Below are 14,241 nucleotides of genomic sequence, written 5' to 3'. Positions count from 1 at the left end.
GCGTCCACGCCGCTTTCGGCCACATGAAGGTCTTGTAGTAGAAGCCGGCGGGGATGAATTTCCAGAACAGGTCGGTGAGGCCGGCGAAGTCGCGTTCGAGCGAGGGGGAGCGGTTCTGGCTTTCGGCGACCAGGCCATCATGCAGGACGACCTGGGTGGCGCGCAGGTTGGGGGTGTAGTGCCCCTCGTCGCGGCCGACGCCGACCAGGGCGTTCGGCTCCTCGGCGCCGGCGGTCAGGATGCCGCGCGGACGGTGATACTTGAAGGAACGGCCGACCAGGTGGACGCCGTTGGCGAGCAGGGCCGAGGCCAGCGTGTCGCCCGGATGGCCGGCATAGGCGCGGCCGTCGAAACGGAAGGCGAGGGTGCGGGAGCGGTCGATCCGCCCGCCCTCGGCAAGCCGGAAGCTCTGGCTCATCGTGCGGCTCCGCGGTCGATCATGTCGGTGTAGGTGTTGCGGCGGAGGTTGAAGAAGCGGCCGCAGCCATGGGCGTGGCGCCAGCGTTCCTCGAAATCGCCGCGGGCGTTGCGGCGGATGTAGAGATAGTCGGTCCAGCCCGCGTCATCGACGGCGCGCGGGTCGGCGGCGCGGACGCGGTGGGCCTCGCCGCCATAGGCGAACTCGATTTCCGGACGGTCGCCGCAATGCGGGCAGGGGATCAGCAGCATGGCGGGACTCCTCAGTGCGCGACCGCGGCGGCGGCGGCCTCGTCGATCAGCCGGCCCTCGGCGAAACGCTCGAGGCTGAAGGGCGCGTTGATCGGGTGCGGTTCGTCGCGGGCGATGGTGTGGGCGAAGAGATCGGCGGAGCCTGGCGTGGCCTTGAAGCCGCCGGTGCCCCAGCCGCAATTGACGTAGAGGCCGGGGACCGGCGTTTTCGCGATGATCGGCGAGCGGTCCGGCGTGACGTCGACGATGCCGCCCCAGTTGCGCAGCATGCGCATGCGGCGGAACATCGGGAACAGCTCGCAGATCGCCTCCAGCGTGTGCATCGAGATGTGCAGCGCGCCGCGCTGGCTGTAGGAGATGTAGGCATCCGTGCCGGCGCCGATGACCAGCTCGCCCTTGTCCGACTGGCTGATATAGGCGTGGATCGTGTTCGACATGACGACGCAGGGAAAGCACGGCTTCACCGGCTCGGAGACCAGCGCCTGCAGCGGGAAGCTTTCGAGCGGCATGCGCAGCCCGGCCATCGCCATCACCACCGAGGTGTTGCCGGCGGCGACCACGCCGACGCGCTTCGTCGCGATCGGGCCGCGGGTGGTCTGCACGCCGCTGACGCGGCCGGAGGCGTCGCGGTCGATGCCGGTGACCTCGCAGTTCTGGATGATGTCGACGCCGAGGGCGCTGGCGGCGCGGGCATAGCCCCAGGCGACGGCATCGTGCCGCGCCGTGCCGCCGCGCCGCTGCAGCGCGCCGCCGGTGACCGCGTGGCGCATGCCGGGGGCGATGTTCAGCGGCGGGCAGAAGGCCTTCGCCTGTTCGGGGGTGAGCCATTCGTTGTCGACGCCGTTGAGGCGGTTGGCGTGGACGTGGCGGCGGAAGACCTGTTCGTCGTGCACGTTGTGGGCGAGCATCAGCACGCCGCGCTGCGAGAACATGACGTTGTAGTTCAGGTCGGCCGAGAGGCCTTCCCAGAGCTTCAGCGCGTGGTCGTAGAGCGCGGCGCTTTCGTCGAACAGGTAGTTCGAGCGGATGATGGTGGTGTTGCGGCCGGTGTTGCCGCCGCCGATCCAGCCCTTTTCCAGCACGGCGATGTTGCGCATGCCGTGCTTGCGGGCGAGGTAGTAGGCGGTGCCGAGGCCGTGGCCGCCGCCGCCGATGATGACCGCGTCATAGCCGGGCTTCGGGGCGGCATCGCGCCACTGGGCCTGCCAGCCGGCCTGGCCGTCGAGCGCGCGCCTGATGAGGGCAAGGGCGGAAAAACGCTGCATTCAAAACTCCTGTCGGCAGTGACAATGCCATGCCGGACCGCGCCGCACATCGCGCGATACGCCGCCGGGGTTGTATCGAAGCGACATGCGTCTGATCATTTCCGCCGTGCCGCTCACCGGCTGTCAGCGCTGGGCGGTTTGCCAGCGTTCGGCGCGATGGAACGGCGCGTTGCTCGGCGGCAGCGGGTCGCGGCCGCGGATGTGGTCGGCCGCCTTCTCGCCGATCATGATGGTGGGCGCGTTGAGATTGCCGTTGGTGATGCGCGGCATGATCGAGGAATCGGCGACGCGCAGGCGCTCGACGCCGATGACGCGGGTTTCGGGATCGACCACCGCGAGCGGATCGGCGGCATCGCCCATGCGGCAGGTGCCGCTGGGGTGGTAGGCGCTTTCGACGGCGCCGCGGATGAAGGCGTCGATCTCCGCATCGGTGGTGACATCGGCGCCAGGGGCGATTTCGGCGCCGCGAAAGGGAGCGAAGGCCTCCTGCGCGAAGATCTCGCGGGTGAGGCGCACGCAGGCGCGCATGTCCGCCCAGTCCTGCTTCTCGCTCATGTAGTTGAAGAAGATCCGCGGCGGGGTCGCCGGATTGCGGTCGCGCAGGCGGACCCAGCCGCGGCTGTTCGAGCGCATCGGGCCGACATGGGCCTGGAAGCCGTGCTGGGTGGCGTGGGCGCGGCCATCGTAGCGGATGGCGACGGGGAGGAAGTGATACTGGATGTCGGGGTATTCGACGCCGGGGCGCGAGCGGATGAAGCCGCAGCTCTCGAAATGGTTGGTGGCGCCGAGACCGTCGTGGAACAGCAGCCAGCGCAGGCCGATCATCGCCTTGGCGAGCGGGTTCATCGCCGAATACAGCGTGATCGGCCGGGTGCAGGCGACCTGGAAGTAGAATTCGAGGTGGTCCTGCAGGTTCTCGCCGACACCGGGACGGTCGGCCACGACGTCGATGCCGAGCGCGGCGAGTTCGGCGGCGGGGCCGATGCCGGACCGCTTGAGCAGTTGCGGCGAGTTGATGGCGCCGGCGGCGAGGATCACCTCGCGGCGGGCGCGGGCGACGATGTCCTGCCCGAAGCGGCGATAGGCGACACCGCTGGCCGCCTTGCCGGCGAAGACGATGTGCGAGACCAGGCTGCGCGCGTGCAGGGTGAGGTTGGGGCGGTTGAGGATCGGCCGTAGATAGGCGTTCGCCGTGCTCCAGCGGCGGCCGCGATGGACGGTCATGTCCATCCGGCCGAAGCCTTCCTGCTGGTAGCCGTTGACATCGTCGGTGACGGGGTAGCCGGCCTGGCGCCCGGCCTCGATGAAGGCGCGGTAGAGCGGGTTGGCGAGGCGGCCGTAGCTGGTGTGCAGCGGGCCGGAATCGCCGCGATAGGCGTCGCCGCCCTCGGCACGGGTTTCGGCGCGGCGGAAATAGGGCAGCACGTCGCGCCAGCCCCAGCCGCGCGCGCCCATTTCCTCCCAGTGCTCGAAATCCATCGCGTTGCCGCGGATGTAGACGAGGCCGTTGATCGAGGAGGAGCCGCCGAGCACCTTGCCGCGCGGCGTGTGCATCCGCCGCCCGCCGAGATGCGGCTCGGGCTCGCTGTGATAGCCCCAGTCGTACTTCCTGGTGTTCATCGGGATCGACAGCGCGCTCGGCATCTGGATGAAGGGCGAGCGGTCGGAGCCGCCGAATTCGAGCAGCAGCACGGTGGCGCTGCCATCCTCGGTGAGGCGGTTCGCCATCGCGCAGCCGGCGGAACCGGCGCCGACGATGATGTAGTCGTATTCGCTGGGCATTTTCTAACGCCTCGTCAGTAAGGGGAGTCCACGGGCGCAAGGGCGACGTAGACGCTCTTGATCTCGGTATAGGCGTCGATCGCGGCGCGGCTGTTCTCGCGGCCGTAGCCGGACTGCTTCATGCCGCCGAAGGGAAGCTCGATCGGTGTGATGTTGTAATGATTGATCCAGCAGGTGCCGGCTTCAAGGCGGGCGACGAGCGTGTGGGCGCGGGCGAGATCGCGGGTGAAGACGGCGGCGGCGAGGCCGTAGGGGGTGGCGTTGGCGCGGGCGATGGCGTCGTCCTCGTCGTCGAAGGCGAGGACCGACATCACGGGGCCGAAGATTTCCTCGCGCGCGATCGTCATGCCATCGGCGCAGCCGGCGAAGATGGTGGGTTCGATGAAGGTGTTGCCGGCGGGAACGCCCTCGGTGCGGCGCTTTCCGCCGCAGACGAGGCGCGCGCCCTCGCGAAGGCCGGCCTCGATGAAGCCCATGACGCGGTCGGCGTGTTCGGGCGAGATCAGCGCGCCGATCTCGGTGGCGGGATCGAGCGGATCGCCGATGACGAGGCGCTGGGCGCGGGTGGCGAGGGCTTCGACGAAACGGTCGTGCACCGAGCGGTGGACGAAGACGCGCGTGCCGTTCGAGCAGATTTCGCCGGAGGAGTAGAAATTCGCCAGCATCGCGGCGGCGGCGGCGCTGTCGAGATCGGCATCGGCGCAGACGATGAGCGGGGATTTGCCGCCGAGTTCGAGGGTGACGCGCTTGAGGCTGGCCGCGGCTTCGGCGGCGACGGCTTTGCCGGTGGGGACCGAGCCGGTGAGCGAGATTTTCGCGACGTCGGGGTGGCGGACGAGGGCGAGGCCGGTTTCGCCGAAGCCGTTGACGACGTTGAACAGCCCGTCCGGCAGGCCGGCCTCGCGGTAGATCGCGGCGAGTTCGAACGCGGTCAGCGGGGTTTGCGGCGCGGGCTTGAAGATCACCGCGTTGCCGCAGGCGAGGGCGGGGGCGGATTTCCAGCAGGCGATCTGCAGCGGGTAGTTCCAGGCGCCGATCGCGGCGACGACGCCGAGCGGCTCGCGCCTGGTGTAGCCGAAGGCGGCGGGCCCGAGATCGACCGACTCGCCGGTGATCGAGGCGGCGAGACCGCCGAAATATTCGAGGCATTCGGCGCCGGAAATGACATCGACAACGCTGGTTTCGGCGATCGGGCGGCCGGTATCGAGCGTTTCGGTGCGGGCGAGTTCGTCGTTGCGTTCCCGCAATATCGACGCGGCGCGCAGCAGGATGCGCCCGCGTGCCGCCGCGGGGGTGGCGGCCCAGGCGCGCTGGGCCTCGCGCGCGGCGGCGACGGCGGCGGCGACCGTTTCGGCGTCGGCGATCTCGATCTCGGCCAGCACGCCGCCGGTGGCAGGGTTGCGGGTTTCGAAACGCGCGAGGCCGGCGCGCGACCACGGGCCGCCGGCGATGAAGTTGCGGCGGGGTTCGCCTGTCATGGCAGGGCTCCGGTTCAGCTGGGGGCGAGGGCGGGGGTGGGGCTCGCGTCGGTCATCGTGGCGCGGCCGGCATGGGTGAGGGCGTCGAGCACCTCGTTGGCGCCGCACCAGCCGACGATGCAGCCGTCTTCGGCGACCAGCACGGGATGGCCGCTGCGCTGGCGCTGCTCGACGACATCCTTCAGCAGATGCGTGGTCTCGACGATGCCGACGGCACCTTCCGGTGTCGCGGTTTCGCCATCGACCGGATGGACGGCGATCGCCGCGCCGTTGCAGGAAAGACCGTCCAGCGTGCCGTCGGGGCGGAGCGAGAGGCGGTAGTGCGAGCGGTCGTCGGTGAAGCTGAATTGGGCACCCTGGGCATCGTCCCCGGTATCGAGCGGGCGCATCAGCGAGGCGGCGCGGATGGCGGTGAGCGGGTTCATGTGGCGGACGAATTCGGCGACATAGTCGGTGGCGGGACGCAGCACGATGTCTTCCGGCGCGCCGACCTGGATCACCCGGCCGTCCTTCATGATCGCGATGCGGTTGCCGAGTTTCAGCGCCTCGTCGAGATCGTGGGTGACGAAGATGATCGTCTTGTGCATGCTCTGCTGCAGGGAGAGCAGCTCGTCCTGCAGCTTGTTGCGGATCAGCGGGTCGAGCGCGGAGAAGGGCTCGTCCATCAGCAGGATGTCGGGGTCGGTGACGAGGGCGCGGGCGAGGCCGACGCGCTGCTGCATGCCGCCAGAAAGCTCGTGCGCGTGTTTCTCCGCCCAGGGCAGCAGGCCGACGAGATCGAGCCAGCGGTCGACCGCCTCGCGGGTTTCGGCGGCGCCGGTGCGGCGCAGTTCGAGGCCGAGTTCGACATTGCGGCGGACGGTGCGCCAGGGCAGCAGGGCGAATTGCTGGAAGACCATCGAGACCGCGCGGTTGCGCAGGGCGCGCAGCGCGGCCGGGGCGGGGTTGGTCATGTCGACCGTCTGGTCGCCATGGCGGATCAGGATGCGGCCGCGGGAAATCCGGTTCAGGCCGTTGACCGCGCGCAGCACGGTGGTCTTGCCCGAGCCGGACAGGCCCATGATGACGAAGATCTCGCCTTTCGCGATTTCGAGATTCACATCGGCGGCGCCGACGACAACGCCGGTGGACTCGATGATGTCGGCGCGGGTCTTGCCGGCATCGAGCATGGCGGTGGCGGCGGCGAGCCGGGTGCGGCCGGCACGGCCCTCGCCGGGCGGGAAGAGAATGTCGACATTCTCGAAACGCGCTGCGAATTCGGTGCTCATGCGTTTTCGCGCTCCGGCCGGAACACCCGATCGAGGATGACCGCCACGATGACGATGGCGAGACCGGAGGTGAAGCCCCGGCCGATCTGCACGGTTTCCATGGCCTCGACCACGGGTTCGCCGAGACCGCCGGCGCCGACCAGCGCGGCGATGACCACCATCGACAGGCTCAGCATGATGACCTGGGTGAGACCGGCGAGGATCGTCGGCATGGCCGCCGGGATCTCGACCTTCCAGAGCAGTTCCCAGGGCGAGGCGCCGAAGGCCTGGCCCGCCTCGATCAGCGGGCGGGGGACGTTGACGATGCCGACATAGGTGAGGCGAACCGGGGTGGGCACCACGAAGACGACCGTCGAGATCAGGCCGGGCACGCTGCCGAGGCCGAAGAGCACCAGCGTCGGGATCAGGTAGACGAAGGTGGGCAGCGTCTGCATCAGGTCCAGCACGGGGCGCAGGATTCGGTAGAGCGTCGGGTGGTGCGCGGCGGCGACGCCGAGCGGCACGCCGATCAGCATGCAGGCGAGGGTGGCGTAGGCGACCAGCGAGAGCGTCTCGATCGTCCGGCCCCAGTAGCCCTGGTTGAGCACGAAGGTGAGCGCGATCAGCACGAACAGCGCGAGCTTCCAGGATTTCTTGAAATACCAGGTCAGTCCGGCAAAGATCACGATCAGGATGAGCGGCGAGACCCAGTTGAGCGCGCCGGTCGTGTTGTCGAGCAGGAAACCCAGCACATCCGAAAGGACGTTGAAGAATCCCTGGAAGTTGTTTTTCAGCGCGTCGATCGCCGCCGTCGCCCATGCCCCGAGGGGGATGACATGGTGGACGATCCAGTGCTGGACGCCATCTAGCCCGTTCATCGGTCAGCCTCCGTGATCCGGCGCGCGGTGGAGGGCCGCCGCGCGCCGGAGGTTCACCCGTTTCAGTCCGACTTCAGGCTGGCGAGCACCGCCGCCGCGCCCGGCTTGCCGTCGACCGTGGTGACGCCGTCGAGGGTTTTCTTGACCCAGGCGGGATGCGCCTTCAGCCAGGCGGCGGCGACGGCGGGGGCCTCCTGATGCTTGACCTGGACGTCGTACATCATCTTGTTCTCGTCGCCGACCGACAGGTAGAAATGGTGCAGCAGGACGCCGACATTCGGGCAGTCCTTGGCGTAGTTGTGGCGCGTGTTGATGTAGAGCGTCGCCTCGCCTTTGTGAGGACCGAAATAGTCCCGGCCGCCGGTGAGGTAGTTGATGTGGAACTCGACGTTCATCGGCTCGGGTTCCCAGCCGAGGAAGACGATGTCCTTCTTCTTCGGGTATTTGCGGGCGACCTCGGCGAGCATGCCGGCCTCGCTCGACTGCACGAGATGGAACTTGCCGAGGTCGAACTTGTTCGCCTTGATCATGGCGAGGATATGCAGGTTGCCGTCGTTGCCCGGCTCGATGCCGTAGATCTTGTAGTTCAGTTCCTTGGCGAACTTGTGGATGTCGGCGAAGGTCTTCAGGCCCTTCTCGTAGAGGTAGTGCGGCACCACGAGCGTGTATTTGGCGTGCTTGAGGTCGGGGCCGATGACGTCGATCTCGTGCTTCTTCTCGTAGGGCGTGGTGGTCGGGTTCTGCGACGGTGTCCAGTTGTCGAGGAAGACGTCGATCTTGCCGTTGCTGAGACCGGCATACATCACCTCCAGCGAGTAGAGGTTGATGTCGGTCTTGTAGCCGAGCGCCTGGGCGACCGTCGAGAAGACCGCGTTCTGGACCACATTGTCGGTCCAGCCGATATTGGCCATGCGGATCGTCTTGCACGAGGCGGGAACCGCCGCGTGGGCGATGCCCAGACTCATCGTGATTGACGCCAGCGCTGCGCCGATTGTGTATTTTTTCATTGTTTTCCTCTGCTCCGTTGAAAGTCCCTGTTGCGGTCCCGCGACCGGCCTGTCCCTGCCCTGTCCCTGGAATTTTTCATCGTTCTTTCATGCGTATAGCGTATGATAGACGACGGACTGTCTTGCATGGAACCGACGCCGGGCTTGCATGGTTCCGTTTGTGCGGCGCACCCTTCAGTGGGGCGGCGCGGCCGAGGAGAGATTCACGATGACGACGCCGGCGGCGATGACGGCGATGCCGAACATCGTGGCGGGGGACAGCGACTGTCCGAACCGGAGCCAGCCGACGGCGCTGATGAGCACGATGCCCGCGCCGCTCCAGATCGCGTAGACGACGCCGATCGGCATCGTCCTGACGATGATCGCAAGGAGGTAGAAGGCGGCTGCGTAGAACATCAGCGTGCCGATCGTCTGGACCGGCAGGGTGAAGCCGTCGGAGGCCTTCAGGAACGACGTTCCCGCCACCTCGCACGCGATCGCGATGGCGAGCAGGAAGTAGGACTTGAGCTCGTTCATCCCGCCGATGATCGACGCAAAGCGGGGGGCGGTCAACCCGCGACGACGCCGGAAAGGCCCGCGACGGTTTGACATCATCGCGGAATTGCTGGAAATTTCAGGAAAATCGGGAAGCGGAATAATGACGGGTGCGACGGCCGACGCCGCGCGATCCGGACTCGTTTCGCTTTGAGAACGAAATTTTGCGGCGCGGCATTTTGTCGCGCGGGGAGGAAATGTCGGATCTGAACAAGCGAAACAGCGATTCGATTCAAGACGTGGCGATGTACACGTAGAATTTATACAATTGCGAAAAGATCGAATAATCGCGGAAGAAAATGAACAGGGATTGACGTTGGAGGTGAGAGCCGCAGGATTTCCGTCTCTCGTGCACGGCGGTGTTTCATGGCTGGTGGCGCGGGGTTTTGCGAACATGGACGTCTTGCGAAAATCGTTTCCTTGAGCGGTGGAACTGCCATTCGGCCGACAGCCCGATGACCTGGTTTCGGGAGGGAGAATGGTTGTGCCCGGCGAGATGCCGTTGCGATGCGCATCTGCGACGCGCGCCGCCGCTCGGCGCAATGCCAGTCACGACAGAGACCGAAGATTTTCCAACAACAACAGGGTAGTGCAATGAGAACGAAAAGACTGATCGACCGGAAGCTTCTCGCCGGAGCCAGCGTGCTGGCGCTGATGGCCTTCGCATCGCCGGCCTTCGCGATGAACCTGCCGTCGCCGCAGAAATTCGAGGCCGGGCCGCTCGGAACGCTTGATGTGAGCGGCGGGTTCAGCGGGTATTTTTATGCGTTGTCGGGTGCGAGCAATACAAATCCTCTTGGTATCAGAAAATCGGCCGGGGCCGAGGCTCGGGTTCTCGATCTGACGGTCAAGAAATCGAGCGGCCCATTTCAGTTCACCATCGAGGTGAAGCCGTATGCGTCGCTCTATTTCGGCGTTCAGCCCTCGCAGATGACGGCGAAGACATTCACGCTTGGGCCGCTTTATGCCGCCTATGGGACGTGGGCGCCGACTTCGAACTTCAGCATTTCGGTTGGCCAGGTCTATTCGACGGAAGGCTGGGAATCCTCGACCGACTGGCAGAATGCCAACCTGATCGACTCGCCGCTCTACTACGTCGAGAACTCGTCCAGTCGCGGCGTGCAGGTCAACTACACCTATGGCAAGCTTTCGGCGACGCTGACCTTCGGCGACGGCTTTGATTCCGGCGTGTTCAATACGTTCCAGGAACTGGTGACGTATTCGTTCGACAGCAACAATGCGCTGTCCCTTTACGGCACTCAGAATGTGGGGACGACCGGACCGAATACCTACGCATACGGTCAAGGCACGACGGGGACGCCAAATATCCTGAATGGAGTCTACCAAGGATACAATGCGGCCTATGTGAATTCGGATATGTTCGGCGGCTATTATGACTACACCAACGGCAACCTGAACGTGGTACCCGAGGTGCAGTATGTCTACTCCAAACCCAACAGCCGGGTGGGGCTGACGAAGTTCACAAGCAATTTCGGCGCCGAGGTCATCACCAACTACCAGTTCGGCAAGTCGCCCTGGTCCCTCGGCAGCATGGTGTTCTACTACAAGAATATCGGGCCGCAGGCCTGGTATCTGAACGCCAACTCGTCCGGCTTCGGCATCGGCGTCACCCCGTCCTGGATCAAGGGGCACTTCTTCGTCCGCGGCGAGGTGGGACTGTTGCACCTGACCAATCTAGGCACCGGTGGTACCGGCGGCTTCGGCGCCAACGGCACCGACCGCAACCAGGTGATGAGCGTGCTCTCCGCCGGTATCGTGTTCTGATGCTTCTCGTTTCACGAAACCTTCACATCCGGCCGCCCTCGTGGCGGCCGGACATTATGGGCGGGGCCGCCGCCTCGGGTTATATGGTCGCCGCCGCATCGGCAGCGCGCTCGGGCGCGGGCCGGTCGAGGACGTAAGGAAGCAAGGAAGAAAGACATGGCCGACCTGATCTCATCGCCGCGCCGCACATTCCTCAAACTCGCCGGCGCCGGGCTCGGCGCGGGCCTGCTGCCCGCCGCGGGCCGCGCCGCATCGCCCGCGCTGGTGAGCGCCGCGAAGCACGAGGGGCAGCTCAACACCATCGCGCTGCCGCCGGACTGGGCGAATTACGGCGAGATCATCGCGACGTTCCAGAAGAAATACGGGATCACCATCCACAACGCGGCGCCGGATGACAGCTCGGCGCAGGAATTGCAGTCGATCCGCTCGCTCAAGCACCAGTCGCGCGGGCCGGACGTGGTCGATGTCGGCCCGGCCTTCGCGCTGAACGGCGCGCAGGAAGGGCTGTTCCGGCCCTACAAGGTCGCGACCTGGGACAGCATTCCGGCCTCGATGAAGGACCCGAACGGGCTGTGGTACGGCGACTATTTCGGCCTGGTGTCGTTCGGCATCAACCGCTCGGTCTCAAAGGCGGTGCCGCATGACTGGGCCGATCTGAAGAAGCCGGAATTCAAGGGCATGGTCGCGCTGAACGGCAGCCCGCTCGGCGCCGGGGCGGCGTTCGCCGCGGTGGTGGCGGCGGCACTCGCCAATGGCGGCTCGCTCGACAACATCATGCCGGGCATCGAGTTCTTCGCCGATCTCGCCAAGCGCGGCAATTTCAACCCCTCGGCCGCGACGGCGGCGAGCCTCGTCTCTGGCCAGACGCCGGTGGTGATCAACTGGGATTACCTGAACCTCGCCCAGGCGAAGAAGGCGAAGGGGATGACGCCGATCGACACGGTCATTCCCGAGGAGGCGACGCCGTATGGCGCGTTCTACTGCCAGGCGATCAGCAAGTTCGCGCCGCACCCGAAGGCGGCCGAGCTGTGGCAGGAGTTCATCTATTCCGACGAGGGGCAGCTTCTCTATCTCAAGGGCTTCGCCCATCCGGCGCGGTTCTCGGCGATGGCGAAGGCGGGGGCCATTCCGAAATCGCTGATGGCGGAACTGCCGCCGGCCAAGCCGTATGGCGAGGCGGTGTTCGCCAACGACGCGCAGACGAAGAAGGCGCAGCAGCTGCTGGCGGCCAACTGGACGAAGCTCGTCAAGGCGTGAGTTTCCGGTTCAAGGCCGGCGAGGGCGGCGGGCTGACGCTCGCCTTCGTCGGCCCGCTCGTCGTTTACGTGATCGCCTTCCTCGTGCTGCCGACGCTGATGCTGCTGGCGGAGGCGTTCTCGGGCAAGCACGGGCTGACGCTGAAATATGTCGCTGCGCTGGGCCAGGGGCAGACGGTGGTCGCGTTCCGCAACTCGCTCGTGCTGTCGGCGCTGGCGGCGCTGGTCGGCGTGATCGCCGGCGGGATCGCCGCCTACCTGGTGCTGCGGCCGGGCATGCCGCGGGGCGTGCGCTCGCTGGTGACGAGCTTCAGCGCGGTGGCGGCGAATTTCGCCGGCGTGCCGCTGGCCTTCGCCTTCATCGCGACGCTGGGCAGCCTCGGCATCATCACGGTGTGGCTGAAATCGGTCGGGGTCGATCTCTACGGCATGGGGTTCAGCCTGTATTCGCTGCCGGGCCTCGTGCTGGTCTATGCCTATTTCCAGGTTCCGCTGATGATCATCGTGTTCACCCCGGCGCTGGAGGCGCTGCGGCGGGAGTGGCGGGAGGCGGCGGAGAATCTCGGCGCCTCCGCCTTCGATTACTGGCGGCATGTCGGATTGCCGATTTTGCTCCCCTCGCTGCTCTCGGCGTTCATCCTGCTGTTCGGCAACGCCTTCTCGGCCTATGCGACGCCCTATGCGCTGACCTCGGGGATCGTCGCGCTGGTGCCGGTGGAGATCAGCAACGTGCTGTCGGGCAATGTGATGATCTCGCAGCAGACCGGGGCGGCGCTGGCGCTCGGGATGATCGTGGTGATGGTCGCGGTGATGGGCGTCTATGCGCTGGCGGCGCGGCGGATCGGCCGCTGGGGGCGGCGATGAGGGGCGTGCTCGGACGGCTGCTGCCGGAGGCCTGGCTCGGGCTGCTCGGCCTGTATTTCCTGGTCCCGCTGCTCGCGACGGGCGCGTTCAGCCTGTGGGAAGGCGGCTCGCGCTACGGGTTCGCCGCCTATGTGGCGCTGTTCCACCAGCCGAAGCTCTGGCAGAGCCTGTTCCTCTCGGTGCGGCTGGCGGTGGAGACGATCCTGCTCGGGCTCATCGTGCTGGTGCCGGCGGTGTTCTGGCTGAACCTGCGGGTGCCGCGGCTGCGGCCGGTGTTCGATTTCATCTCGGTGCTGCCCTTCGTGGTGCCGCCGATCGCGCTGGTCGCCGGGATGACGGCGCTCTACACGGGGCCGGACTGGCTGGTCGGCACCCCCAATTATCTGGTGATACCCTACGTGATCCTCGCATTGCCCTATACCTATCGCGCGCTCGATCTCGGCATGCGCGTGCTCGACCTGCGCACCATGACCGAGGCGTCGCAGAGCCTCGGCGCCGGCTGGGGGACGCTGATCTTCCGCGTCGTGGTGCCGAACCTGACGACGGCGCTGCTGGGCGCGGCGCTGCTGACGATCGCCATCGTGATGGGCGAGTTCACCTTCGCCAACATCCTGCTGTTCAACACGTTCGCCGTCTATATCAACTATGTCGGCCAGACTTCGGCGACGCAGGCCTCGGCGCTGACGCTGCTGAGCTTCCTGATCACCTGGCTGGCGATGCTCGGCGTGCTGGTCTCGGGCCGGGGCGGGCGCAGCGTGCAGATCGGAGGGGCGCGCTGATGCCGCATCTGGAAATCGACGGCGCGGTAAAGCGCTATGGTGGCAAGACCGTGCTGCACGGCATCGACCTCGCGCTGGGGCAGGGGGAGTTCGTCTCGCTGCTCGGGCCCTCGGGCTGCGGCAAGACGACGCTGCTGCGCATCGTCGCCGGGTTCGAGCGGCCGGATGGCGGGCGGGTGGTGCTGGCGGGGAGCGACATCACCGCCCTGCCGGCGGCGCGGCGCAACATGGGCATGGTGTTCCAGGCCTATTCGCTGTTCCCGAACATGACGGCGGAGGAGAATGTCCGCTTCGGGCTGAAGGTGCGGCGGGAGACGCCGGCGGCGCAGCAGGCGCGGGCGGCGGAGCTGCTGGCGCTGGTGGGGCTGGCCGAGCACGCGCGGAAATATCCGCACCAGCTTTCCGGCGGCCAGCAGCAGCGGGTGGCGCTGGCGCGGGCGCTGGCGATCCGCCCGGCGCTGCTGCTGCTCGACGAACCGCTGTCCGCGCTCGACGCCAAGGTGCGGGTGCAACTGCGCGACGAGATCCGCCGCATCCAGCAGGAGACCGGGGTGACGACGCTGTTCGTCACCCATGACCAGGAGGAGGCGCTGTCGGTCTCCGACCGGGTGGTGGTGATGCAGGAGGGACGGATCGCCCAGGCGGGGACGCCGGCGGAGATCTATGGCGAGCCGGCGAACATCTTCGTCGCGCGGTT

14 protein-coding genes are annotated in these 14,241 nt (G+C 66.7%); 5 read left to right on the top strand and 9 right to left on the bottom strand.

Annotated features, from left to right (window positions below):
- The 9 genes from APM_RS06105 to APM_RS06065 form a co-directional block, all read right to left on the bottom strand.
- Window positions 1-418, bottom strand: a 418-nt coding sequence (locus tag APM_RS06105) for a 2Fe-2S iron-sulfur cluster-binding protein (RefSeq protein ID WP_007422481.1), incomplete at its 3' end; no start/stop codon positions are given.
- Complete coding sequence (locus APM_RS06100) at window positions 415-669, bottom strand: sarcosine oxidase subunit delta (RefSeq protein ID WP_007422480.1); 255 nt, start codon at window positions 667-669, stop codon at window positions 415-417. The genes APM_RS06105 and APM_RS06100, both read right to left, overlap by 4 nt.
- A gap of 11 nt (window positions 670-680) precedes the next feature.
- Entirely contained in the window at window positions 681-1,934 is a 1,254-nt protein-coding gene (locus APM_RS06095; RefSeq protein ID WP_007422479.1) for a sarcosine oxidase subunit beta family protein, read from the bottom strand.
- A 123-nt stretch (window positions 1,935-2,057) separates the two neighbouring features.
- Entirely contained in the window at window positions 2,058-3,716 is a 1,659-nt protein-coding gene (gene betA / locus APM_RS06090) for a choline dehydrogenase (RefSeq protein WP_007422478.1), read from the bottom strand.
- 14 nt (window positions 3,717-3,730) lie between these two features.
- Complete coding sequence (gene betB, locus APM_RS06085; RefSeq protein ID WP_007422477.1) at window positions 3,731-5,194, bottom strand: betaine-aldehyde dehydrogenase; 1,464 nt, start codon at window positions 5,192-5,194, stop codon at window positions 3,731-3,733.
- 14 nt (window positions 5,195-5,208) lie between these two features.
- The gene (locus APM_RS06080) at window positions 5,209-6,462 is read right to left on the bottom strand and encodes a glycine betaine/L-proline ABC transporter ATP-binding protein (protein ID WP_007422476.1); all 1,254 of its coding nucleotides are present in this window, start codon (window positions 6,460-6,462) and stop codon (window positions 5,209-5,211) included.
- Window positions 6,459-7,319 carry a choline ABC transporter permease subunit gene (choW, locus tag APM_RS06075; RefSeq protein ID WP_007422475.1) on the bottom strand — a complete coding sequence of 287 codons (861 nt, stop codon included), beginning with the start codon at window positions 7,317-7,319 and terminating at the stop codon, window positions 6,459-6,461. Before choW ends, APM_RS06080 begins: the two co-directional genes overlap by 4 nt.
- Before the next feature lie 62 nt (window positions 7,320-7,381).
- A complete protein-coding gene (locus tag APM_RS06070) occupies window positions 7,382-8,326 on the bottom strand; it encodes an ABC transporter substrate-binding protein (protein ID WP_007422474.1) in 945 nt (314 codons plus the stop codon).
- Window positions 8,327-8,500: 174 nt separating this feature from the next.
- Entirely contained in the window at window positions 8,501-8,842 is a 342-nt protein-coding gene (locus tag APM_RS06065) for a multidrug efflux SMR transporter (protein ID WP_013639678.1), read from the bottom strand.
- A gap of 525 nt (window positions 8,843-9,367) precedes the next feature.
- Between APM_RS06065 and APM_RS06060 the strand changes: the two genes are divergently transcribed.
- The 5 genes from APM_RS06060 to APM_RS06040 form a co-directional block, all read left to right on the top strand.
- Window positions 9,368-10,645: a porin gene (locus APM_RS06060; protein WP_241763116.1), complete on the top strand. Its 1,278-nt coding sequence runs from the start codon at window positions 9,368-9,370 to the stop codon at window positions 10,643-10,645.
- 156 nt (window positions 10,646-10,801) lie between these two features.
- Window positions 10,802-11,902 carry an ABC transporter substrate-binding protein gene (locus APM_RS06055; protein ID WP_007422471.1) on the top strand — a complete coding sequence of 367 codons (1,101 nt, stop codon included), beginning with the start codon at window positions 10,802-10,804 and terminating at the stop codon, window positions 11,900-11,902.
- A complete protein-coding gene (locus tag APM_RS06050; RefSeq protein WP_007422470.1) occupies window positions 11,899-12,765 on the top strand; it encodes an ABC transporter permease subunit in 867 nt (288 codons plus the stop codon). The genes APM_RS06055 and APM_RS06050 overlap by 4 nt, the downstream gene beginning before the upstream one ends.
- Window positions 12,762-13,544 carry an ABC transporter permease gene (locus tag APM_RS06045; protein WP_035188285.1) on the top strand — a complete coding sequence of 261 codons (783 nt, stop codon included), beginning with the start codon at window positions 12,762-12,764 and terminating at the stop codon, window positions 13,542-13,544. The genes APM_RS06050 and APM_RS06045 overlap by 4 nt, the downstream gene beginning before the upstream one ends.
- Window positions 13,544-14,241: ABC transporter ATP-binding protein (locus tag APM_RS06040; RefSeq protein WP_007422468.1), on the top strand; the 698-nt coding region annotated here is incomplete at its 3' end. The genes APM_RS06045 and APM_RS06040, both read left to right, overlap by 1 nt.

It is taken from the genome of Acidiphilium sp. PM (assembly GCF_000219295.1).
Classification (GTDB): Bacteria; Pseudomonadota; Alphaproteobacteria; order Acetobacterales; family Acetobacteraceae; genus Acidiphilium; species Acidiphilium multivorum.
Note: the sequence above shows the minus strand (reverse complement) of the source record. Positions and strands in the feature narration are given on the sequence as shown.

Excerpts from the sequence above, each read along its gene's own strand:
- APM_RS06100 (WP_007422480.1), bottom strand. The coding sequence starts at position 669 with ATGCTGCTGATCCCCTGCCCGCATTGCGGCGACCGTCCGGAAATCGAG.
- APM_RS06095 (WP_007422479.1), bottom strand. The coding sequence starts at position 1,934 with ATGCAGCGTTTTTCCGCCCTTGCCCTCATCAGGCGCGCGCTCGACGGC.
- betA (WP_007422478.1), bottom strand. The coding sequence starts at position 3,716 with ATGCCCAGCGAATACGACTACATCATCGTCGGCGCCGGTTCCGCCGGC.
- betB (WP_007422477.1), bottom strand. The coding sequence starts at position 5,194 with ATGACAGGCGAACCCCGCCGCAACTTCATCGCCGGCGGCCCGTGGTCG.
- APM_RS06080 (WP_007422476.1), bottom strand. The coding sequence starts at position 6,462 with ATGAGCACCGAATTCGCAGCGCGTTTCGAGAATGTCGACATTCTCTTC.
- choW (WP_007422475.1), bottom strand. The coding sequence starts at position 7,319 with ATGAACGGGCTAGATGGCGTCCAGCACTGGATCGTCCACCATGTCATC.
- APM_RS06070 (WP_007422474.1), bottom strand. The coding sequence starts at position 8,326 with ATGAAAAAATACACAATCGGCGCAGCGCTGGCGTCAATCACGATGAGT.
- APM_RS06065 (WP_013639678.1), bottom strand. The coding sequence starts at position 8,842 with ATGAACGAGCTCAAGTCCTACTTCCTGCTCGCCATCGCGATCGCGTGC.
- APM_RS06060 (WP_241763116.1), top strand. The coding sequence starts at position 9,368 with ATGCGCATCTGCGACGCGCGCCGCCGCTCGGCGCAATGCCAGTCACGA.
- APM_RS06055 (WP_007422471.1), top strand. The coding sequence starts at position 10,802 with ATGGCCGACCTGATCTCATCGCCGCGCCGCACATTCCTCAAACTCGCC.
- APM_RS06045 (WP_035188285.1), top strand. The coding sequence starts at position 12,762 with ATGAGGGGCGTGCTCGGACGGCTGCTGCCGGAGGCCTGGCTCGGGCTG.